The sequence below is a fragment of the Rodentibacter sp. JRC1 genome (genome assembly GCF_020521555.1).
Taxonomy (GTDB): Bacteria; Pseudomonadota; Gammaproteobacteria; order Enterobacterales; family Pasteurellaceae; genus Rodentibacter; species Rodentibacter abscessus.
The window spans coordinates 127,684-149,585 of sequence record NZ_BPWA01000001.1 but is presented as its reverse complement, the minus strand read 5'-3'; the positions used below and the strand labels follow the sequence as shown (position 1 = coordinate 149,585).

The window sequence follows — 21,902 nt, the reverse complement described above, 5'->3', positions numbered from 1 at the left end:
GGAATTTTGCATTAATAACGTCTGGCTTTTTTGCGCTGTTGTAACGCATTTTCATAAGCTTGTTGAACTTCAGGACGCTCAGAAACTTCGGCAACACCAACGTGCCACCAACTGCCATAGCCGTGTACCATTGTTTTAGGTAATACTTTTATATCAATAAGCGTAGAAACCCGTTGCTGTTTGGCATCAAGTAGGGCGGTGCGCAGTTCATCTTCGGTTGTTACTTTATAGGTTTTACAACCATAGGCAGCCGCATTCATTGCAAAATCTATCGGTATAAGGTTGCCGTCCAGTTGCTGAGAGTGCGGATTGCGGAAACGAAATTCCGTACCAAAACTCTTCATCCCCTGTCCGATCTGTAAGTTATTGATACAGCCGTTTGCCATATTGTCGAATAAAATGACGTTGATCTTTTTATTTTCTTGAATAGAAGTTACTAATTCAGAGTGAGACATCAAATAAGAGCCATCTCCTAATAACGCGAACACTTCCCGTTGCGGTTCGGCGATCTTAACACCTAATGCGGCATTGATTTCATAGCCCATACAAGAGTAACCGTATTCCAAATGATAGGTATTTTCCCCTTTAGTTTGCCAAGTTCGCTGTAAATCACCCGGTAAACTGCCGGCCGCACCGACAATGATGTCTTGTTCGCTTAAATGTTCGTTGAGAATAGCAAGAACTCGGCTTTGAGTTAAACAAGAGCCGGTTAATTCAATAAATTCGGCGAAAACTTTTTCTTGATTGAGGCTGTCGTTAATTTCAGGAATAAAATTTTCGCCTTGATAGGTAATCTGATTAAGTCGATTTAATTCTTGCGCAAATTGTTGTTTGGCAACGACAATTTGTTCTCCCCATTGCCCTAGATAATTTTTTTGCTGTAAAAGTGCGGTCAATTTTTCTAACGTTTCTTTGGCATCTGCGACAACCTGTATGCCGTCCAGTTTATAAGCATCAAAACGGGCGATATTGATATTCAGGAAGGATACATTCGGATGCTGAAAAATCCATTTTGATGAGGTGGTAAAATCCGTATAGCGGGTACCAATACCAATAATCAAATCCGCTTCTTTGGCTAATAAGTTTGCTGATAAGCAACCTGTTTCTCCAATACCGCCCACGTTAAAAAAATGTTCGGAAACGACCGCACTTTTCCCCGCTTGTGTTTCACCAAAAGGAATGTGGAAAGTTTCGGCAAAGATTTTTAGTTGTTCCGCCGCTTCCGAATAACGAACGCCTCCGCCGCAAATAATAAGTGGTTTTTTCTTTGAGCAAATCAGTTGCAATGCGGCTTTTAACATTGATTCCGTTGGCGATATTCTCTCAATACGATGAATCCGTTTTTGTAAAAAATAATCCGGGAAATCATAGGCTTCCGCCTGCACATCTTGAGGTAAACAAAGGGTTACCGCCCCTGTTTGCGCGGGATCGGTTAATACCCGCATTGCATTGATACAAGCGGTCATCAGTTGCTCCGGGCGTTGGATTCGATCCCAGTATTTACTGACGGCTCGAAATGCATCATTAGTACTTATTGTGAGATCATAAGACTGTTCAATCTGTTGTAAAACAGGGTCAGGCTGGCGGGTAGCAAAAACATCACCGGGTAACAGTAAAAGAGGGATTCGATTGGCAGTTGCGGTTGCAGCAGCCGTAATCATATTTGCTGCACCGGGCCCTACTGAAGAAGTACAAGCATAAATTTGCTTACGGTGCTTTTGTTTGGCAAAGCCGATGGCTGCATGTGCCATGCTTTGCTCGTTACGTCCTTGGCGTAAAATTAACTCACCACAATCTTGTTCTAGGGCTTGCCCTAGTCCTAATACATTTCCGTGCCCAAAAATTGCCCAAATACCTTCCACAAATTTTGTAACCTTACCGTCAAACTCAATATATTGATTATCCAAAAACTTAATTAATGCTTGAGCCACTGTTAATCGAACGGTTTTCATCTCCACCTCCTTTAAACAATAAAACAAGATTTTTTCCTCACAGGAGTTTAAACGAACAACAAAACCAAATTCAATACAAAATAGAATGAAAATTTCATTTATGTGACAGCGATCAAATTTTTTAAACCATAATGATTTATTTTAATGAAAATGCTTATATGATTAGTATGTTGCCAAACATACGTATAACTAAAACAAAAAATTGACTTGATTTTTGAGATCTCGATCACGAATATTAATTTTATTTTATTATTTTATGAAATTTATATTTCATTTTGCGTAGAATATGAAATAATGGATAGAAAAAATTAGTCATCTATAAGGAACGAAACAATGAGTACCGTTAAAAAAACACTTGATTTAATTTGTCTTGGTCGTGTTGCTGTCGATTTATATAGCCGGCAAATTGGGGCTCGATTAGAGGATGCCGGCTCTTTTTCAAAATATTTGGGAGGCTCTTCAGGCAATGTTGCCTATGGTACTGCGGTTCAAGGTGTAAAATCTTCTATGCTGGCACGTGTAGGCGATGAACATATGGGACGTTTTTTACGTGAAGAGTTACAACGTGTCGGTGTGGATACCAGCCATTTAATTACCGATAAAAATCGTTTAACGGCATTAGTTATTCTCGGTATCAAAGATCAAGAAACGTTTCCGTTAATTTTCTATCGTGATAACTGTGCCGATATGGCAATTACTAAAGAAGATTTTACTGAAGATTATATTGCCTCGGCAAAAGCACTTGCGATTACAGGAACGCATTTATCACATCCCAATACACGTGAAGCGGTGCTTACGGCATTGGAATATGCAGGACGTAATCATACCAAACGCCTGCTGGATATTGATTATCGCCCGGTTCTGTGGGGCTTGACATCATTAGGTGACGGAGAAACACGTTATATTGATTCCACCGCTGTCACAAAATCATTACAGGAAGTGTTACATCATTTTGATGTGATTGTCGGTACGGAAGAAGAGTTTCATATTGCCGGCGGCTCAACCGATACATTAACGGCATTGAAAAACGTTCGTCAAGTAAGTAAAGCCGTCTTAGTATGTAAACGTGGGGCACAGGGGTGCTCTGTTTTTGAATCCGAAATTTCCGATGATTTAGATGGCGGTTTAAATGTTTACGGAGTTCGAGTTGAAGTGCTTAATGTGCTCGGTGCCGGAGATGCCTTTATGTCAGGCTTATTACGCGGTTACATTAATGGTGAAAGCTGGGAACAATGCTGTCGTTATGCCAATGCTTGTGGAGCCTTGGTTGTTTCCCGTCATGGTTGTGCGCCGGCTATGCCGACTAAAATTGAGTTGGATGATTATTTATCCCGAGCTGAATCCGTATTACGTCCGGATTTAGATGAAAAACTTAATCATCTACATCGCGTAACGACCCGTAAAACCCAATGGGATAACCTCTGTATTTTTGCATTTGATCATCGCAAACAATTAATTGAAATGGCTGAAAAGTGCGGTGCGAATTTGAAACAAATTTCAAAACTTAAAAATTTGTTGTTAAAAGCGGCAGAACAAACCGCACAACAGGAGGGGCTTGCACCGAATCAATCCGGAATTTTAGCCGATACGACATTCGGACAAGCCGCATTAAATGAAATTACCGGTAAAAAATGGTGGATTGGCCGTCCTATTGAATTGCCTTCTTCTCGCCCATTGGCATTAGAACATGGTGATTTGGGGAGCCAATTAATTTCATGGCCATTAGAACATATCGTGAAATGCCTTGTGTTTTACCACCCGGCTGATAATACCGATTTAAAATCCGCGCAAGATGATAAACTCAAAGAAATTTACCAAGCCTGCTGTAGAACCGGACATGAACTTTTATTAGAAATCATTTTGCCCGCAGATATGGAACAAAACGAACGATATTATGCTGATATGATAGAACATTTTTATCAAATCGGCATCAAGCCTGACTGGTGGAAGCTACCGGGTGTTTCAGCTGAAACCTGGCAATCTATCAGCCATATTATTGAAAAATATGATCCTTATTGCCGTGGCATTCTTATCCTCGGATTAGATGCACCGGAGTCGCATTTTGAAGAAGTATTTAAACATTCTGCAAATGCGCCGTTAGTGAAAGGGTTTGCTGTAGGCAGAACGATTTTCGGACAGCCTTCGGCAGATTGGTTAGCGGAAAAAATTGATGATCAACAACTCATCAAGGCGGTTTCAGAACGCTACCGACGCTTAATTCATTTATGGCGAAATCGTAAAAATTGATACTTCAAAAAAACAATGAACATCTTCTCAAAAGAGAGGATGTTTTTTTATCTAGACAACCCAAGTTAAGTGAGTATAAACAGCCTACAATGATATGCTAATCATTTGATACTCGGATTCTCTTCATTTATCTTAAAGTGCGGTCAAAATTTGCAATGTTTTTCCGGTATTAGGTATCAATTGTACACAGAGCTTTGATATTTCTTAGGGTAGTGGGGCAACTGGTTGCCCATCATTGAAATATTGTAATTAGAAAGGTGGGCAAAAATTTGCCCCCTACGGGATCGATGGTATCTACGATGTCTTGTGCAAATGCAGCATAATTCTGCAGTTTTTCTACCGCACTTTTAATTTTTAAGGGAGAGGGGCTAATTTACTCATACAATAAATTTTTAGGTCAGTTTAAATTCTAGGTAAGAATATTCAAGGTTACCTAATAAAAAAATATCCCGGTAATAAATAATCGGGATATTTGCTTTAATAGAGGTAGTGTAAGGGGGAAATAGAGTAGCTAACTTTTTTTACGACGTTTTAAAGTATCCAATAATACTGCCACAACAATAATTCCGCCTTTTACAATTTGCTGCCAGTAGGGATCTACGCCGAGCATATTAAGCCCTTTATTCGTTGTTCCGATAATTAATGCACCTATCACACACATTGGAATAGTACCGAAACCACCACTGAGCGATACACCGCCAATTACAGCGGCGGCAATTGCGTCCAGTTCCCAAGAAAGCCCGTATGAAGGGTTACCGGCATAAGTTCGTGCAGCCAATAACGCCCCGGCTAATCCTGATAACGCACCTCCAAGTATATAAACCCAAATTAACGTTTTAGTCGTATTAATACCACAGATTTTCGCCGCATTTAAATTGCCTCCTACGGCATAGACGTGACGTCCAAAGGTCGAGCGACTAAGTAAAATATGTGATCCTATAACAATGATAATATATAGCAATACCAAACCCGGTAAGCTAAAAATACTGACATCCGAAATCCAAGTAAACGCCTCTGATGAAGCATCAATCGGGCGGCCATCAGAATAAAGCTGAGCAGCACCGCGAGCGATAATCATCATACCCAATGTGGCAATGAATGGCGGAATACCGCCGATTGCAGTTAAACCTCCGTTAACTGCACCAAGTGCCGCACCAAGTAAGATTGATGCTCCAAAGGCGATTAATGCGGCAGTAACCGAATCGCCGCCCGTAACAATAGAGGCGGATAATACTGCTGTGAGTGCCACAACAGAACCTGATGAAAGATCAATTCCTGTGGTGATAATAATGAAAGTTACGCCAATAGCAATAATTCCAAACATAGAAACTTGCTCAATAATACTCCATATCGTACGCGCAGAGAAAAAACCATCTATTGAAATTGATAAACTCAAAAATAATAGAATTAGAATTAGCACCATTCCGTAGGTATTTAACAGTTTCTTTAAGGTAGGATTTGACATAATTACGTCCTTATTTTGAAATGTTTAGCAATTAAATTGAATCTTTAACAATGGAATAATCAACCTGAAGCCAGTGCTAAAACACGCTCTTGAGTTAATTCTGTTCGAGGAATAATGCCTACTTGTTTCCCTTCATGCATAACCATTACACGATCACTCATTGACAGTAATTCAAGCATATCCGAAGTAATCATAATGATACTTTTTCCTTGTTTGGCTAATTCCACCATTAATTTATAGAGTTCTGCCTTTGCCCCCACATCAATCCCTTTTGTCGGTTCATCGAGAATAAGAATATCCGGTTCTAATAATAACCATCGTGCTAATAAGACTTTTTGCTGATTTCCACCGGATAAGTTATTGGTAATCACATCAACATTAGGTGCTTTAATTTTTAATTTTGCTTTTTGTTCGTAAGCGGTTTTTTGTGCTTTTTGGTCGGAGAGGAGGAAGTGTTCTAAATACGGCGACATTTCAGGCATAATCATATTGTCGGTAATGCTTAGATTTAGGAAAAGCCCGGTTAATTTGCGATCTTCTGTAACAAAACCGATTTTGTGTTTCATTGCATCAAGCGGGGTTTTTATATTGGCTTTTTCTCCGTGAATATAAATTTCACCGCTATCTGCCGGTTTATAACCGAATAATCCTTCGACAATTTCAGAACGTCCTGCCCCAACAAGACCGGCAATACCAAAGATTTCCCCTTTATGGACAGAAAAATTCACATTTTGATAATGTCCTTTTCGACAAAGATCTCTAATTTCAATGACAACCTCATCTGATGGTTGTAAATCCTCGCGTTGGAACATTTCTGACATATCCCGACCAACCATCATTGAAATCAGCTGCTCTTTTGTTACATCAGTAATCGGTTTCGTATCAATATATTGTCCGTCACGAATCACGGTGATTTCGTCTGACACACGAAAAACTTCGTCTAGTTTATGAGAGATAAAAATAATGGCAATACCACGGCTTTTTACCTTATCAATGATTTTATAAAGTTGCTCTACCTCATTTTCAGTCAAGGCTGTAGTAGGCTCATCCATAATAATTACTTTGGCGTCATTAGATACAGCGGTAGCAATTGCCACTAATTGTGCTTTTGCAACGGAAACATCGGACATTTTTGCAGTAACATCCATAGGTACGCCTAACTCAGCCAAAATTTCTGCCGCTCTTTTATCCATTTCTTTTTGGTTTAAAAAGAATTTTTTCGTGGTAATTTCACGTCCTAGATAAAAATTATCTGCAATAGTTAAATTGGCAGCCGGTGAGATTTCTTGCGGAACCATGGTTAACCCGTTACGAATGGCATCAATAGGTCGGTGTGGATTGAAGGGCTTTCCGTCTAAAATTAATTCGCCGCCGGCATCCGGGATATAAATGCCATAAAGAATTTTCATTAACGTGGATTTTCCTGCACCATTCTCACCCATTAGAGCATGTACAGTACCACACTTGATTTTTAGATTAATGTTATCCAGCGCTTTAACGCCGGGGAAGGTTTTAGACACGCGGCGCATTTCTAAGATATAAGGGGAACGGTTTGAATCCATTTGTTACTCCTTCACTTGTGATCAATATTTCTGTCATAAAGTGCGGTAATTTTTTGAGTAGTTTTTTATTAAGGCGGCGTGTAACCACCTTAATATTCCGTGTTATTTCTTATATTTTGCTTGATATTCCGCTTTTTTATCCGGAGTAACTAATTCAAAAGGCACCCATTTAACATGTGGCACTTGTTCACCCTTAGCCGCTGCATAAGCGATTTCTGCACCGGTTGTACCTTGACCGATAGCAGACTGATAAACCGTTGCGTCTAGCCCTTTACCGAGATATTCAAGTGCGTCCGGTGTGGCATCAAGCCCGACAATGAGTACATCATCGTCTTTTAATCCGAGTTTACGGCTGGCTAATATCGCACCGATTGCCATTTCGTCATTGTTGCTGACAATCACGTTTAAGTTCTTATTTGCGGCAATTAAATTTTCGGCGATTTGTAATCCGCGATCGCGCTCCCATTTGCCTTCTTGTTCTGCAATCACTTTAATATTGCTATGCTTTTTAAATACTTCTTTGTTACCTTGAGTACGTTTTGTCGTTGCATCTAAGCCTAAAATGCCGAGTAAAATAATGCTTTCAGCCGGTTTTCCATTCAGTTGATTAACAATAAAATCAGCTTGGATACGTCCCCCTTCCAATTCATCAGAGCCTACAAAACTGGTGATTAAGTGCATATCTTCATCATTAGGTTTACGATTAACGATGATAAGCGGAATATTGGCTTTTTTGGCTTTACGGGCAATGACTTTGACAATGTTGGGGTCTGTTGGTACGACTAAAAGTGCATCGACTTTTTGATCGATAAAGGTTTCGACATCATTTAATAAACGGGCAGGATCACTATTTGCATCAGAAAGTTTGATTTCAACATCATCATGCTGCGCATCAAAATCACGAATCGCATCTTGTAAGTAGGTTTGCCATTTATCCGCAAAAGATTGCATAGGCGCACCAATCACGAGATTTTTGGCTATTGCATTCTGTGATGAGAATAATATACCTGCGCATAATAGCGTTAATAATGTCTTTTTCATAAATTACTCCTTGATGTAAAAGATAAAATAAGATGATTGAAATACCGCTATATTACCGACCACTTTTCACGAATATAAATTTCAAAATATGAAATAATGAATTTTTTATTTCATTTTTTGAATGTAGCATAGCAAATAAAACCACACAACAATGATGTTATAATTATGTGAAATAGATCTCATTTTTTCTGAATTAACCTTCATTTTTTCTTGTTGTAAGATGAAAGAATGGCAATTTTTTGAATTACCGTTTTAGAATAGATAATCCGGAATTAATTAAACTCAACCCAATTCATCAACCATAACCCAACGTTTTTGTCGGCAGGAAAGTGCGATCGCATCTAATACACGGGAAACTTTAAATCCCTCATAAAAATCCGGATACATCGTTTTATTGCGGGCAATACCGAGAATGAGATCTCGAATTTCAACGGTTTTTTGATCATTAAAACCGATTCCATGACCCGCACTGATACAAAAGTTTTTATAATCGGGATGTAAGGGCCCGGTCAAAATAGTTTTAAAACCTTGACGTGCCGGGGGGCCTCATGCAAGTAAAGTTTTAATTCCGCCATTCGTTCTTGTGTGTAACTGATTGTGCCTTTGGTGCCGGTAATCACATAGCTAAGCCCCATTTTCCTACCGCAGGCAATGCGTGATGTTTCAATTGTTCCCATACAACCATTTGCAAAACGGAGCATTGCCGTTGCTTGGTCTTCATTCTCTACAGGTAAATATTCCGTAAGATTTTTTGAATTAGGGCGTTGTGGAATAACGGTTTGCTTATCGCCGATTACCTCTTTAATATCGCTACCTAATAGATATTGTGACATTTGCACGATATGTGCACCTAAATCACCTAATGCGCCTAATCCTGCTTTTGCAGTAAGACAATGCCAATCTAAAGGTGTGTTTGGGTTAGCGAGATAGTCCTCGTTATGCGTGCCGTAGAAATGCACGATTTCTCCGATTTCTCCATTCGCTATAATTTCTCGCGCCAGCTGTGTAGTCGGATTTTTAATGTAATTAAATCCAACTAACGTTTTCACGCCTGCTTTTTCAGCCGCTTCATACATTTGTTTAGCATCAGCTGAGGTTAATGCGAGGGGTTTTTCACAGTAAATATGTTTGCCATGTGCCATTGCGGCGAGTGCAATTTCTTTATGTAGAAAATTAGGCGTACAAATATCAATAACATCAACATTCGGATCTTGCACAACATCAAACCAATTTCCCGTTGAGCGATTAAAGCCAAATTCCTTTGCTTTTTGTGCCGCTAATGCAGGCGTAATTTCTGCCAAATATTCCCGCTCTAATTTTGCTTCTAAATCGAATACTGTCGGGGCTTGAGCGTAAGCAATAGCATGGCAGCGTCCTATATACCCGGTACCGATTAAACCGATACGAACCGTTTCCATCGTTAACTCCTTATTAAAGTTATCATCAATATAAATTGATCATATTTAATAAACTAAAGTGATAAATTTTACGAAAATAAATACGAGAAATAAGAAAAAAGGAAGACTTAAAAATCTTCCTTTATTTCGACCGCACTTATAGCGTAGGCATACTGAAAGCAGCATTTTCTAAGGTGAATTTATTCGGCCAACGTGTTGTAACGGTTTTCATCTTCGTATAAAAACGCACGCCGTCCGTTCCATATACATTCAATGCTCCGTATGCAGAATGTTTCCAACCACCAAAACAGTGGAATGCCATTGGAACAGGAATCGGTACATTAACGCCGACCATACCGGCTTGTACATGATAAGCAAATTCGCGAGCAGTTCCGCCATCGGCAGTAAAGATTGCCGTGCCGTTGCCAAATGGATGCTCATTAATTAACTTCATTGCGTGTTCAAAGCTATTTGCCCGAACAACTCCTAAAACCGGACCAAAAATTTCTTCTTTATAAATCGTCATATCCGGTGTTACATTGTCAAATAGGGTACCGCCGATAAAATAGCCTTTTTCGTATCCCTCCGGTTTTTTACCTCGTCCGTCAACAAGTAGAGTAGCCCCCTCTTCAATCCCTATGTCAATGTAACGGGTAACATTGTCTAAATGTTGTTGGGTTATTAAGGGGCCGAAATCCATTTCTTTTTCACCTTCCGGTGTTATTCCCGGACCAAAGCGTAAATTTTCTACTTTCGGCTTAAGAGCGGCAACTAATTTATCTGCCGTTTCATCATCAATTGTTACAATTAAAGGTAGGGCCATACAGCGTTCACCGGCTGCACCAAATGCAGCACCTAAAATGGCATTTACCGTTGTATCAATGTCGGCATCAGGCATCACTAATCCGTGATTTTTCGCTGCTCCCAGCGCTTGAACCCGCTTTCCGTGTTCCGAACCGATTTTATGTACATGGGCTGCTGCGGTGGTTGAACCAACAAAGCTGACGGCTTGTACCCTCGGATCACGTAATAAAATTTCATTATCTTGACGATCACCATGGACAACATTAAATACACCATCAGGTAAGCCGGCTTCTTTTAGTAATTCCGCTAAACGAATGGATAAAGAAGGATCGGCTTTTGCCGGTTTTAAAATAAAGGTATTCCCGCAAGCTAAAGCAATAGGAAACATCCACATTGGCACCATAGCAGGAAAGTTAAAAGGCGTAATACCAACCGTTACTCCTAGAGGTTGCATACTTGAATGAATATCGATCCCTTTGCCGACTTGTTCTGAAAATTCACCTTTTAATAAATGAGGAATACCACAAGCAAATTCTACTACTTCTAATCCACGAGTCAGTTCTCCGCAGGAATCCGAATAAACTTTTCCGTGTTCTTCAGTGATTAAGCGTGCCAACGTGTCCCAGTCTCGTTGTAATAATTCTTTAAATTTAAATAAAATTCTAGCCCGTCTGAGTGGAGAAGTCGCCGCCCAAGCAGGGAAAGCGTTATAGGCAGCTTCTGTGGCTGCATTTACTTCTTCTGCCGTACTCATTCGGACTTGGCGAATTTGTTCACCGGTTGCAGGGTTAAAAATAGGCCAAACACTTTCGCCTTGGCTTTCCACTTGTTTACCATTAATAAAATTATGCACGGTTTCCATCATTTGCTCCTTAACTTAATTAGTGAAATAGCTATACTGACTTTATACAAAGTAAAATATTTATTTCAATAAATCAATATCAAGAACCATTTTTTGAAATAAAAATTTCATTTTGTGAGCTGGATCTAATTTTTGGAAAAATGTTCTAGACCAATTTGTTTAAAAGCGTATGATTTTGAATATTCAGTAAGTAAGGAGAAAATATGAGTTATTTATTGTCAAAATCCAGAAAAAACGCCCCTTTAGAAAATGGTGAAGTACAAAAAATTACACCGGAAAGTGCTAAATGGGAATATGTCGGTTTTGAAATGTATCATCTAAAAAACCTGCAAAATTTAGTTTTAGATACTGAAAAAACCGAAGTCTGTTTAGTGATGATTGCCGGGAAAGTCAGTGTAACCGTTGCAGAGCAAACATTTCATAAAATCGGTAATCGGATGACACCTTTCGAAAAAATTCCACCTTATGCGGTTTATGTACCGCATAACCGAATTATTCATATCACCGCTGATACCGAAGCAGAAATTGCCGTATGTCGGGCACCAAGCCAAGGGAATTTACCTGTACGTTTAATTACGCCGGAACAGATAAGCGTTGAAAAAAGAGGGTATGGCAATAATAAACGTTTGGTCCATAACATTTTGCCCGAAGCAGAAGCGGCTGATGCGTTATTAGTTGTTGAGGTTTTTACGGATGAAGGTTGCACGAGTTCTTTTCCAAGCCATAAACACGATCAGAAAAATTCAGATCAGGAAACTTATTTGGAAGAAACTTATTATCATCGTTTTGATCCGCCACAAGGTTTTGCATTGCAGCGGGTTTATACTGATGATAGATCTTTAGATGAATGTATGGCGGTTTATGATGGTGATGTTGTGCAAGTTTCGAAAGGCTATCACCCTGTTGCAACAATAGCAGGATATAATAATTACTATCTAAATGTGATGGCAGGGCCCGTAAGACAATGGCGTTTTAGTTGGGAGAAAGATCATAGTTGGATAAATACCTCTGAATATGCCAAAAAATTTGAAAAATAGTCAGAGAACACCAATGTAGCCGAATGTATGTTGATAGGCTCCATTGGTGTTAAATTAATAAGAAGATTTAGGCAGTCATGTCCGTTTCTAAAAAATAACAAATTCTGTAATCACCGCATAATATCGGAAATAGAATGCGATATGTCTTTTGTGTTGAATAAAAATATATTAAAACAGCGATTTGATTTTATTAAAAAAATATATTGATATAAAATGGTTGCTCATTGTTTGGGCATTATTAAGAGACATCGGCATAGTCGTGAATAAAAAAGTAGAAAATCACTCTTCTTTTTATTATTGACGATAGTCCTTTCCGTTCAATCGGTTATAAAGGTAAATATGGAAGAAAATACGCAATTAAAAGATCTGCAAAATAAAATTCGATTACGTTATGATAGTTTAAGTAAACGTTTGAAGCAGGTTGCTCAATATATTTTAGATAACGGCGATAGTATTGTTTTTGATACGGTAGCCGTTATTTCTGAAAAGGCTAATGTCCCACCTTCAACCCTTATTCGCTTTGCTGCAGAGTTTGGTTTTTCCGGTTTTAATGAAATGAAACAGATCTTTCGGGAAAATCTTATGGAAAAAACCACCAATTATACGGAACGGTTACAACTTTCCCACAAACTTAATAAGCAGCATAATAACTCGGCTGAAAATATTTTATCTATTTTTTCTCAAGCCAATGGGCTCGCACTTCAGCAGCTCGCAGCCAATACCGATACCCAACAGCTTCGTGCTGCGGCAAAAATTTTAAATCAAGCCAATAATATTTTTGTTATTGGATTGAAACGTTCTTTTAGTGTCGCTTGCTATTTCAATTATGCCCTACTACATTTAGATTGTCGTTCTTTTGTGATTGATGGATTAGGGGGAATGTTTGATGAACAGCTTAGTCAGGTTAAAGAGGGCGACGTTATTGTTGTTATCAGTTTTTCACCTTATGCGGATGAAACCTTAAATATTGCCAGCATTGCCGCCAAGAAAGGAGTAAGACAAATTGCGATTACGGATAGCCAAATTAGCCCTTTGCTTACTTTTAGTGATATTTCTTTTATTATTAAAGAAGCACAAGTGCTGGGATTTCGTTCTCAATGCTCGACAATGACATTAGTGCAAACACTGGCGATTACGTTGGGATTAGAAAAAGAATCCACAAAACTAGTGTAAAAGTGCGGTCAAATTATTATCCGAATTTAGCTTGAACAAGCTATGATTAGATATATAAAAAATGCCAAGGTTTTCATACCTTGGCATTTAATTTTATTATTTAGCTAATTTGCTACGAATTGCATTCGCTAATTCTGTGTTTACTTTTTCAAAATGCGCTAATTGTCTTTCCACAATTTCCGGTACGGTTACACCTGAAAGACCTGCCGCAAAGTTAGCCGCTAGGCGGTCTTTTTCTTCACAAGTGAAGATATTGTATAACGCAGCCGGCTGTGAGTAATAATCCTCATCATATTCACGGAAGTTAAAGTGAGCCGCTTCACGTTCAATTTGGAGTGGAACTTGATCGTGGGTTGGCACATAAGTTTCAAAACGGTTTGGTGCGTAATTAGGGTTTGTGCCGCCGTTGTGATCTACACGCATTGCTCCATCACGATGTGTAGTGTGGTATGGGCATTTTGGTGCATTCACCGGGATTTGGTGATGGTTCACACCTAAGCGGTAACGCTGTGCATCTTGGTAAGAGAATAAGCGTCCTTGTAACATACGATCCGGTGAGAAACCAATTCCCGGTACGATGTTGCTTGGTGCAAAGGCAGCTTGTTCAACTTCTGCAAAGTAGTTTTGCGGATTACGGTTTAATTCTAACACACCCACTTCGATCACTGGGTAATCAGCGTGTGGCCATACTTTGGTTAAGTCAAATGCATAGTTATGTTTGTGAGCATCGGCTTCCGGCATAATTTGGACTTGTACTGTCCAACGTGGGAATTCACCACGCTCAATGGACTCAAACAAATCTTGTTGACTAGACTCACGGTTCTCGCCTACAACTTTTGCCGCTTCTTCGTTGGTATAGAATTTATGGCCTTGTTGGGTTTTGAAATGGAATTTCACCCAGAAACGCTCATTCGCTTCGTTGACAAAGCTATAAGTGTGGCTACCGTAACCATTCATATGACGTAATGTTTGTGGAATACCACGGTCAGAGAATAACGTCATAATTTGGTGCATTGATTCAGGGTGGCGAGACCAGAAATCCCACGCAGCGTTAGCATCACGCAAGTTAGTTTGCGGATTACGTTTTTGAGTGTGAATAAAATCCGGGAATTTTAGTGGATCACGAATGAAGAATACCGGTGTATTGTTGCCCACTAAGTCCCAGTTACCTTGTGAGGTATAGAATTTTAATGAGAAACCACGCACATCACGCTCTGCATCGGCAGCCCCACGCTCACCCGCTACAGTTGAAAAACGTAATAATACTTCAGTTTGTGTACCCGGTTTGAAAACAGCAGCTTTGGTATATTTAGTGATGTCTTGGGTAACCGTGAAAGTACCGTAAGCGGCAGAACCTTTAGCGTGAACTACACGCTCAGGAATACGCTCACGTGCGAAGTGGGCAAGTTTCTCTTGAAACCATACATCTTGTAATAATAAAGGACCACGTGGACCTGCTGACATCGTGTTGTCATTATCTACAACAGGGCTACCCGCTGCAGTGGTTAAGGTTTTGTGATCAAATGGGCATTTTGCTGACATAGGCATTTCTCCAAATAGTTAAGAGTAAGTAAATTTCGTTTAGGATTATAATTTGGCTTAAAAATTTAGCAATCTATCAAATGGATAATATATAACTATCAATAATTAAATTTTGATAGGCAGGAAGTATTGAGAGTGTCTGTTTTTTTATAATTTTTTTAGAGCTTTAGGAAGAACTAAGAATATTTTAGTATAGAATCTAAATGTAACAATTTTGTTACTAAAGGTTTAAGGGAAAATGTTATGCAAATAAATAACCTTTTATATCAACAAACTATTAATTTTGCCAAAAGACAAAATTTTGGTGCTTTATACCTAGAAGACATAAAATCATTAAAAGACACTGGATATGTAGTATCTACAATAAATATTGACAGAACATTACCTAATCTCCTCACGAGTACCGCATTAACCGTATCAAAGTGATGCGCCCAAACCTTACGAAAGTGCGGTCAATTTTTAACATATTTTAATTACAAGTAGATGAAGGTTTCTTTGCTTCTAGTTTGAGAGAAACTGTTTTTACTTAAAGTAAAATAACAATCCGCACGGGTTATGTGAGGATTGTTATTTATCGCTTTTATTTGGTTCGCATTGCTGGGAAAAGAATGACATCTCGAATGGACGGTACATTGGCGAATAACATTGCCAAACGGTCGATACCCAAGCCTTCGCCGGCGGTTGGCGGTAAACCATGTTCAAGTGCCACAACAAAATCGTCATCTTTAAACATCGCTTCATCATCGCCGGCTTCTTTAGCAGCAACTTGATCATCAAAGCGTTGATTTTGATCTTCAGCGTCATTTAATTCGGAGAAACCGTTACCGATTTCACGTCCGCCGATAAATAATTCAAATCGATCGGTGACTTCCGGGTTTTCATCATTACGGCGTGCCAATGGAGAAATTTCCGCCGGGTGTGCCATTAAGAAAGTCGGCTGAATTAAATGATGTTCTGCCACTTCTTCAAAAATCACATTGACTAAGTTGCCCAAGCCCCAAGATTTTTGCACGTCAATCCCCAATTTTTCCGTAATGACTTTGGCTCGCTCGAAATCGTATAAATCATCTTTGACAATACCTTTATCACCACCATATTTCAGAATGGCATCGTGCATTGTAATACGTTCAAACGGTTTGCCGAAGTCAAATTCATATTCACCGTAAGGGACAATGGTTGTGCCTAAAATATCTAATGCCAATTTACGCAATAATTCTTCGGTGTTATCCATTAAATCGTGGTAATCCGCATAGGCTTGGTAATATTCCAACATCGTAAATTCAGGATTGTGGCGAATGGAAATCCCTTCATTGCGGAAATTTCGATTAAGTTCAAATACTCGCTCAAACCCGCCGACCACAAGGCGTTTAAGATAAAGTTCCGGAGCAATACGCAAATACATATCCACATCAAGGGCATTGTGGTGGGTAACAAACGGACATGCAGATGCACCGCCGGGGATCACTTGTAACATTGGGGTCTCCACTTCTAAGAAACCTTTACCGATAAAATATTCGCGAATACCGGCAACGACTTTAGAACGAATAATAAAAGTACGACGGGATTGTTCGTTGGAAATTAAATCAAGATAACGTTGGCGATAACGAGTTTCCTGATCCGATAAGCCGTGGAATTTCTCCGGCAACGGACGAAGTGCTTTGGTCAGTAGCTCAACTTGGTTGCAACGCACGCTCAATTCGTTGGTTTGGGTTTTAAATAATGTACCGCTTACACCGACAATATCACCCAAATCCCAGTTGCTTACGTTTTCGGCATATTCACCCTCGGCGAGGTTATCACGGGCGATATAAAGTTGAATACGTCCGCTGACATCTTGCAGCGTCACGAAAGTGGCTTTTCCCATAATGCGACGAGTCATAATTCGCCCGGCGACTTTGACATTGATTTCAGGGGATTTTAGGGATTCGCCATCAACGTCATCATAGAGTTGATGTAAATCCTGTGCTAAAGCATCGCGGCGAAAAGTATTGGGAAATGGATTACCTTTTGCTCGTAATGCAGCGAGTTTTTTGCGGCGTACCGCCATTTCTCCTTGAGAATCTAATTCTGGGGTTTGTTGTTCTGTCATTGATGTTGCTCCTTAAATACCGTTAGTGGTTACCATTATAAGCACAGGCTAAATTCAATCTAAATAGCATGAAGCCTTGTGGTTATAAATCAATCTCCTGCGTTCTGTAGGGGGAAAATCAGTTTAATCGTTGTTTATTTATCTCCTTTTCATGATGTTTACACTTCTGATTATAAGAATAATTAATTATTTTTCATTAAAAATAAATAAAATTTATGATATAGATCAATATAAGTTAATCTTATTAGATCAATAATCTTATTAGATAATTTGAATTTCCAATTATCTAAATGGGTTAATTTTTTCTTAGAAGAGGTGATCTTATGAGTCCATCCAAAAAGATAGGTCTCTTTACCTGTATAGCGGTTGTTGCAGGTAATATGATGGGGAGCGGGATTGCATTGCTGCCCGCAAGTTTAGCGAAAATAGGTTCTATATCTATTTTCGGTTGGGTTATAGCAACATTGGGAGCATTAGCTTTAGCTTATGTTTTTGCGCGACTGAGTACAAAAAATCCTCAAGAGGGCGGACCGATTGCTTATGCTGGAGAAGTTTCGCCAATGTTGGGGTATCAAACTTCAATTTTGTATTATCACGCTAATTGGATTGGTAATTTAGCGATTGCGATAACGGCAGTTGCTTATTCATCTGTTTTCTTTCCTATATTAAATGAACCTATCCCCGCAGCAATGGCGGCGATTGTTGCAGTTTGGTTGTTCACATTTGTGAATTTGCTGGGAGGAGCTTGGGTTAGCCGATTAACTTCAATTGGTCTGATTTTAGTTTTGATTCCGGTTATTGGTACGGCGATTTTGGGTTGGGCGTGGTTTGATCATGATATTTATCAAGCAAACTGGATTGCTGAAGGATCAATGGATTCCTCCAAAGCTGTGATTAATTCCGTTTTACTATGTCTATGGGCGTTTGTCGGGGTTGAATCAGCTTCAGTCAGTAGTGGTTTGGTAAAAGATCCACAAAGAACAGTTCCGCTCGCTACGTTATTGGGAACCGGGTTGGCTGGTATCGTGTATGTTATGGCTTCTCAAGTGATTGCCGGTATGTTTCCAAATGCGGAAGTGGCTTCATCAGGAGCACCTTTTGCTTTAAGTGCTTCAAAAATTATAGGGGAATGGGCATCACCTTTTGTTTCTGCCTTTACTGCGATTGCGTGTCTAACTTCTTTAGGTTCTTGGATGATGTTGGTTGGTCAAGCCGGCTTAAGAGCAGCAAATGATGGAAATTTCCCTAAAGTTTTTGGTGAAACCGATCGTAACGGTGTGCCAAGAAAAGGACTGATTGCCGCTTCAACAATGATGACGATTCTTATGTTGTTACTCACGGTAATGAGTGCAAGCGGCTCGAATGCCGCAGATTTATTTACTCAGCTAACAAGTATTGCCGTTATGTTGACAATGTTCCCTTATTTCTATTCCGCAATAAATTTAATTCGTTTTGAAGGCGTAACCACAAAAAGCACATTAAGTTTATTGGCTTCCATTCTGGCGATTTTATTTTGTTTTATCGCTTTAGCTGGTGCCGAACATTATCAAATTACTGCAACGATTTTGGTTTCATTAGCCATTTTTGCATTTTATGCAAAAAAACTAGGGCATCAACAATCTAATTCGCAATCAATCTAAGGAGCATATTATGAAAACAATTTTAATCGGGCACAATAAAGAAACAAAATATCTTAATGAACTTAGCAATCATATTGAACATAGCCATTATGCCGTTATTCAAACAACCGGACAGGGAGAATTACTTTCCTTATTAAAAAATAACGCACGAATTTCAGCGGTTCTGTTTACGGTAGATTTTTTCTACGATGATTTTGTAAATCAACAGTTGGTGAAAAAAATTATTGAAATTAATGAAAATTTACCGATTTTTGTAGTCAAGGAAAACGAAAGTGGTATAGAAATTGATTTTGATGTCATTGATGATTGTGTGCAATATATCGATAGTAATTTGTATAGTCATACGGAAGTCATCAAACAAATAGACAAATCTATTTCGCATTATATTGATCAAATCACTCCTCCCTTCACCAAAGCTTTGTTTCATTATGTAAATGAAAGTAAATATACATTCTGCACGCCTGGTCATATGGGCGGTACAGCATTTCAACGTTCACCGATAGGCAGTATTTTTTATGATTTCTTTGGTGAAAACAGTTTTAAATCCGATATTTCCGTATCGATAAATGAATTGGGTTCTTTACTGGATCATTCTGGTCCCCATGCAGAAGCGGAAAAATATATTGCTGATATTTTTAATGCGGATCGCAGTTATATTGTGACGAATGGCACATCGACAGCCAATAAAATTGTCGGTATGTATTCTGTTCCTTCAGGGGAAACGGTTCTTATTGATCGTAATTGTCACAAATCCTTAACTCACTTACTGATGATGAGTGATGTGATCCCGATTTATCTTAAACCAACCCGTAATGCTTACGGATTACTTGGAGGTATTCCGGAATCAGAGTTTGAACCTCAATCAATTGAGCGAAAAATTGCTGAAATAAAAGGGGCTAAATGGCCTGTACATGCTGTGATTACGAATTCGACTTATGACGGTTTGTTTTATAACACGGATAAAATCAAGCAAAATTTGGCTGTGAAATCGATTCACTTTGATTCTGCTTGGGTTCCTTATACGAATTTTAGCCCGATTTACAATGGAAAAACCGGTATGGGTGGAATAAGTGTGCCGGATAAAGTGATTTATGAAACGCAATCAACTCATAAGTTATTGGCAGCGTTTTCACAAGCGTCAATGATTCATATTAAAGGTGATATAAATGAAGAAACCTTTAACGAAGCCTATATGATGCATACCTCGACCTCTCCGCATTATGGCATTGTTGCTTCAACTGAAGTTGCAGCGGCAATGATGAAAGGGAATAACGGTAAGCATTTAATGCGAGATGCAATAGAAAGAGCAGTCAAATTTAGAAAAGTAATTAAAAATCATAAACAGGCGATTGATTCGTGGTACTTCGATGTTTGGCAACCTCAAAATATTGATTGTATCGAATGTTGGGAGTTAGAGCCGGAAAGTATGTGGCATGGCTTTAATAATATTGATCCGCAACATATGTATCTTGATCCGATAAAAGTAACACTTTTAACGCCGGGGTTGAATCAAAACGGCGAATTGGAAGAAACGGGAATTCCGGCAACATTGGTGTCAAAATTCCTTGATTCAAGGGGGATTATTGTTGAAAAAACCGGTCCTTATAATTTATTAGTATTGTTCAGTTTCGGTATTGACGATACGAAAGCAATGGGGTTACTACAAGGCTTAAATGAGTTCAAAGAAATGTATGATGCTAATTTATGTGTCAAAAAGGTCTTGCCAGAAATTTATGCACAAGATCCGCATTTTTATGCGAATATGTCAATCCAAGAATTAGCACGGGGTATTCATCAATTAATCTGTAAACATCAGTTACCAAATTTGATGTTTAATGCGTTTGAAGTGTTGCCAAAAATGGTAATGACGCCAAATAATGCTTTCCAACTAGAATTAAATGGCAAAATAGAAGACTGCTATTTGGAGGATATGATTGGTAAAGTCAATGCAAATATGATTCTTCCGTATCCGCCGGGAGTTCCTTTAGTTATGCCGGGAGAGATGATTACTGAAGAAAGCCGATCTATTTTAGATTTCTTAATGATGTTGTGTGAAATCGGATCTCACTATCCGGGCTTTGAAACGGATATTCACGGTGCTTATCGGCAAGATGACGGACGTTATAAAGTCAAAGTCTTATCGATGTAGTTTAATATAATAGAATAGCCCGATTGACGTTTGATTCAATCGGGCTATTATTATAATAACAATGTTCCTTTTTCTTTAATACAAACACTGAGTTTTTTAATGGATTCCGATTCTAAATTATATCGGTGCCAATAGAGCTTTTTATGCTGGACTAATTCAGGTAATAAATTGATAATTTTTCCTTTCGCTAATTCATTACGAATTTGTTGTTTGGAAATCATACAACAAACAGAATTTTGTAAAATAAGTTGAATATAAGCTTCAGATGAAGGGACAACATGGCTGACTAAATTGCCCGGGCTAATGCCAAAATATTCCTGTAAAAAAATATGATGTTGATCAACAGATTGAGAGAAAGTTGCAATCGGAGCTTTAAGTAAAGCCTCTTTATTAACCCCATGAGGAAAATATTTTTCTGCAAAATTTGGCGAAGAAACCAAAATATAATCTAATGAACCGATGTAATCACATTTTCCATTGATAATAGGCTTGGAATAAGTACTGACGGCAGCAACAACATCTCCGGAGATTAAACTATCCAAGGTTTTGGTTTCGTCTTCAATTTTAATATTCAGACGTAAAGTTGGATCGGTCAAGATGTCTTGGATTGCCGGTAGAAACCAAGTGGCAAGTGAATCGGCATTAATTGACAGCGGAATACTCTCAATATTTAACCCACCGTTATCAAAAATATCGTGTTCCAATAAATTAACGTGATAAAGCAGTTTTAATAACTTTTTCCCTAATTCGGTCGGTTTTGGCGGAACTGTACGAGTTACCAATAGCTCGCCAAAATCATTTTCAAGTTGTTTAATCCGTTGGGATACGGCAGATTGGGTAATATTTAATTTATTTGATGCTTTTTCGAAGCCTTGTTCTTTAATAATCAAATCAAGTAATCGAAGGGATTTATAATCTATTTGTTGCATAACGTTTATTAGG

Annotated in this window: 13 protein-coding genes and 1 pseudogene; 5 read left to right on the top strand and 9 right to left on the bottom strand. The window is 38.8% G+C overall.

Translation table 11 applies throughout. The annotated features are described in order from the left end of the window. Positions 1–11 precede the first annotated feature (11 nt). Positions 12–1,952: a 3D-(3,5/4)-trihydroxycyclohexane-1,2-dione acylhydrolase (decyclizing) gene (gene iolD / locus HEMROJRC1_RS00700; protein WP_226691163.1), complete on the bottom strand. Its 1,941-nt coding sequence runs from the start codon at positions 1,950–1,952 to the stop codon at positions 12–14. 333 nt (positions 1,953–2,285) lie between these two features. Here iolD and iolC point away from each other — a divergent pair, with 333 nt between their 5' ends. After that, a complete protein-coding gene (gene iolC, locus HEMROJRC1_RS00695) occupies positions 2,286–4,199 on the top strand; it encodes a 5-dehydro-2-deoxygluconokinase (RefSeq protein WP_226691162.1) in 1,914 nt (637 codons plus the stop codon). 511 nt (positions 4,200–4,710) lie between these two features. Here iolC and HEMROJRC1_RS00690 read toward each other — a convergent pair. The 5 genes and pseudogenes from HEMROJRC1_RS00690 to HEMROJRC1_RS00670 form a co-directional block, all read right to left on the bottom strand. Next, entirely contained in the window at positions 4,711–5,664 is a 954-nt protein-coding gene (locus HEMROJRC1_RS00690) for an ABC transporter permease (RefSeq protein WP_226691161.1), read from the bottom strand. A 59-nt stretch (positions 5,665–5,723) separates the two neighbouring features. After that, the gene (locus HEMROJRC1_RS00685) at positions 5,724–7,226 is read right to left on the bottom strand and encodes a sugar ABC transporter ATP-binding protein (RefSeq protein WP_226691160.1); all 1,503 of its coding nucleotides are present in this window, start codon (positions 7,224–7,226) and stop codon (positions 5,724–5,726) included. Between the two features lie 102 nt (positions 7,227–7,328). Continuing rightward, positions 7,329–8,267, bottom strand: coding sequence for a substrate-binding domain-containing protein (locus HEMROJRC1_RS00680; protein WP_226691159.1), 939 nt, complete (start codon positions 8,265–8,267; stop codon positions 7,329–7,331). A gap of 282 nt (positions 8,268–8,549) precedes the next feature. Then, positions 8,550–9,685: pseudogene (locus HEMROJRC1_RS00675) on the bottom strand (Gfo/Idh/MocA family protein). A gap of 136 nt (positions 9,686–9,821) precedes the next feature. Beyond that, positions 9,822–11,330, bottom strand: a complete 1,509-nt coding sequence (locus tag HEMROJRC1_RS00670) for a CoA-acylating methylmalonate-semialdehyde dehydrogenase (protein ID WP_226692892.1) — start codon at positions 11,328–11,330, stop codon at positions 9,822–9,824. Between the two features lie 203 nt (positions 11,331–11,533). On the opposite strand from HEMROJRC1_RS00670, the gene iolB reads away from it, so the two are divergent. Next, positions 11,534–12,367 carry a 5-deoxy-glucuronate isomerase gene (gene iolB, locus HEMROJRC1_RS00665; protein ID WP_226691158.1) on the top strand — a complete coding sequence of 278 codons (834 nt, stop codon included), beginning with the start codon at positions 11,534–11,536 and terminating at the stop codon, positions 12,365–12,367. Between the two features lie 339 nt (positions 12,368–12,706). Then, positions 12,707–13,540 carry a MurR/RpiR family transcriptional regulator gene (locus tag HEMROJRC1_RS00660; RefSeq protein ID WP_226691157.1) on the top strand — a complete coding sequence of 278 codons (834 nt, stop codon included), beginning with the start codon at positions 12,707–12,709 and terminating at the stop codon, positions 13,538–13,540. Positions 13,541–13,636: 96 nt separating this feature from the next. Here the strand turns inward: HEMROJRC1_RS00660 and HEMROJRC1_RS00655 are convergent, their stop codons facing one another. Together HEMROJRC1_RS00655 and lysS are read right to left on the bottom strand one after the other, a co-directional pair. Then, positions 13,637–15,082: a catalase gene (locus HEMROJRC1_RS00655; protein ID WP_226691156.1), complete on the bottom strand. Its 1,446-nt coding sequence runs from the start codon at positions 15,080–15,082 to the stop codon at positions 13,637–13,639. A 580-nt stretch (positions 15,083–15,662) separates the two neighbouring features. Then, a complete protein-coding gene (gene lysS, locus HEMROJRC1_RS00650) occupies positions 15,663–17,171 on the bottom strand; it encodes a lysine--tRNA ligase (RefSeq protein WP_226691155.1) in 1,509 nt (502 codons plus the stop codon). Positions 17,172–17,494: 323 nt separating this feature from the next. Here lysS and cadB point away from each other — a divergent pair, with 323 nt between their 5' ends. Then, on the top strand, positions 17,495–18,811 hold the full coding sequence (gene cadB, locus HEMROJRC1_RS00645) for a cadaverine/lysine antiporter (protein WP_226691154.1): 1,317 nt from the start codon (positions 17,495–17,497) through the stop codon (positions 18,809–18,811). A 10-nt stretch (positions 18,812–18,821) separates the two neighbouring features. Further along, on the top strand, positions 18,822–20,960 hold the full coding sequence (locus tag HEMROJRC1_RS00640; protein ID WP_226691153.1) for a lysine decarboxylase LdcC: 2,139 nt from the start codon (positions 18,822–18,824) through the stop codon (positions 20,958–20,960). 50 nt (positions 20,961–21,010) lie between these two features. On the opposite strand, the gene HEMROJRC1_RS00635 is transcribed toward HEMROJRC1_RS00640, so the two are convergent. Next, the gene (locus HEMROJRC1_RS00635; RefSeq protein ID WP_226692891.1) at positions 21,011–21,889 is read right to left on the bottom strand and encodes a LysR family transcriptional regulator ArgP; all 879 of its coding nucleotides are present in this window, start codon (positions 21,887–21,889) and stop codon (positions 21,011–21,013) included. Positions 21,890–21,902 lie beyond the last annotated feature (13 nt).

Coding starts and splice junctions, on each gene's coding strand:
- HEMROJRC1_RS00685 (WP_226691160.1), bottom strand. CDS start 7,226: ATGGATTCAAACCGTTCCCCTTATATCTTAGAAATGCGCCGCGTGTCT.
- iolC (WP_226691162.1), top strand. CDS start 2,286: ATGAGTACCGTTAAAAAAACACTTGATTTAATTTGTCTTGGTCGTGTT.
- HEMROJRC1_RS00640 (WP_226691153.1), top strand. CDS start 18,822: ATGAAAACAATTTTAATCGGGCACAATAAAGAAACAAAATATCTTAAT.
- iolD (WP_226691163.1), bottom strand. CDS start 1,952: ATGAAAACCGTTCGATTAACAGTGGCTCAAGCATTAATTAAGTTTTTG.
- HEMROJRC1_RS00660 (WP_226691157.1), top strand. CDS start 12,707: ATGGAAGAAAATACGCAATTAAAAGATCTGCAAAATAAAATTCGATTA.
- HEMROJRC1_RS00690 (WP_226691161.1), bottom strand. CDS start 5,664: ATGTCAAATCCTACCTTAAAGAAACTGTTAAATACCTACGGAATGGTG.
- lysS (WP_226691155.1), bottom strand. CDS start 17,171: ATGACAGAACAACAAACCCCAGAATTAGATTCTCAAGGAGAAATGGCG.
- HEMROJRC1_RS00655 (WP_226691156.1), bottom strand. CDS start 15,082: ATGTCAGCAAAATGCCCATTTGATCACAAAACCTTAACCACTGCAGCG.
- iolB (WP_226691158.1), top strand. CDS start 11,534: ATGAGTTATTTATTGTCAAAATCCAGAAAAAACGCCCCTTTAGAAAAT.
- HEMROJRC1_RS00670 (WP_226692892.1), bottom strand. CDS start 11,330: ATGGAAACCGTGCATAATTTTATTAATGGTAAACAAGTGGAAAGCCAA.
- cadB (WP_226691154.1), top strand. CDS start 17,495: ATGAGTCCATCCAAAAAGATAGGTCTCTTTACCTGTATAGCGGTTGTT.
- HEMROJRC1_RS00635 (WP_226692891.1), bottom strand. CDS start 21,889: ATGCAACAAATAGATTATAAATCCCTTCGATTACTTGATTTGATTATT.
- HEMROJRC1_RS00680 (WP_226691159.1), bottom strand. CDS start 8,267: ATGAAAAAGACATTATTAACGCTATTATGCGCAGGTATATTATTCTCA.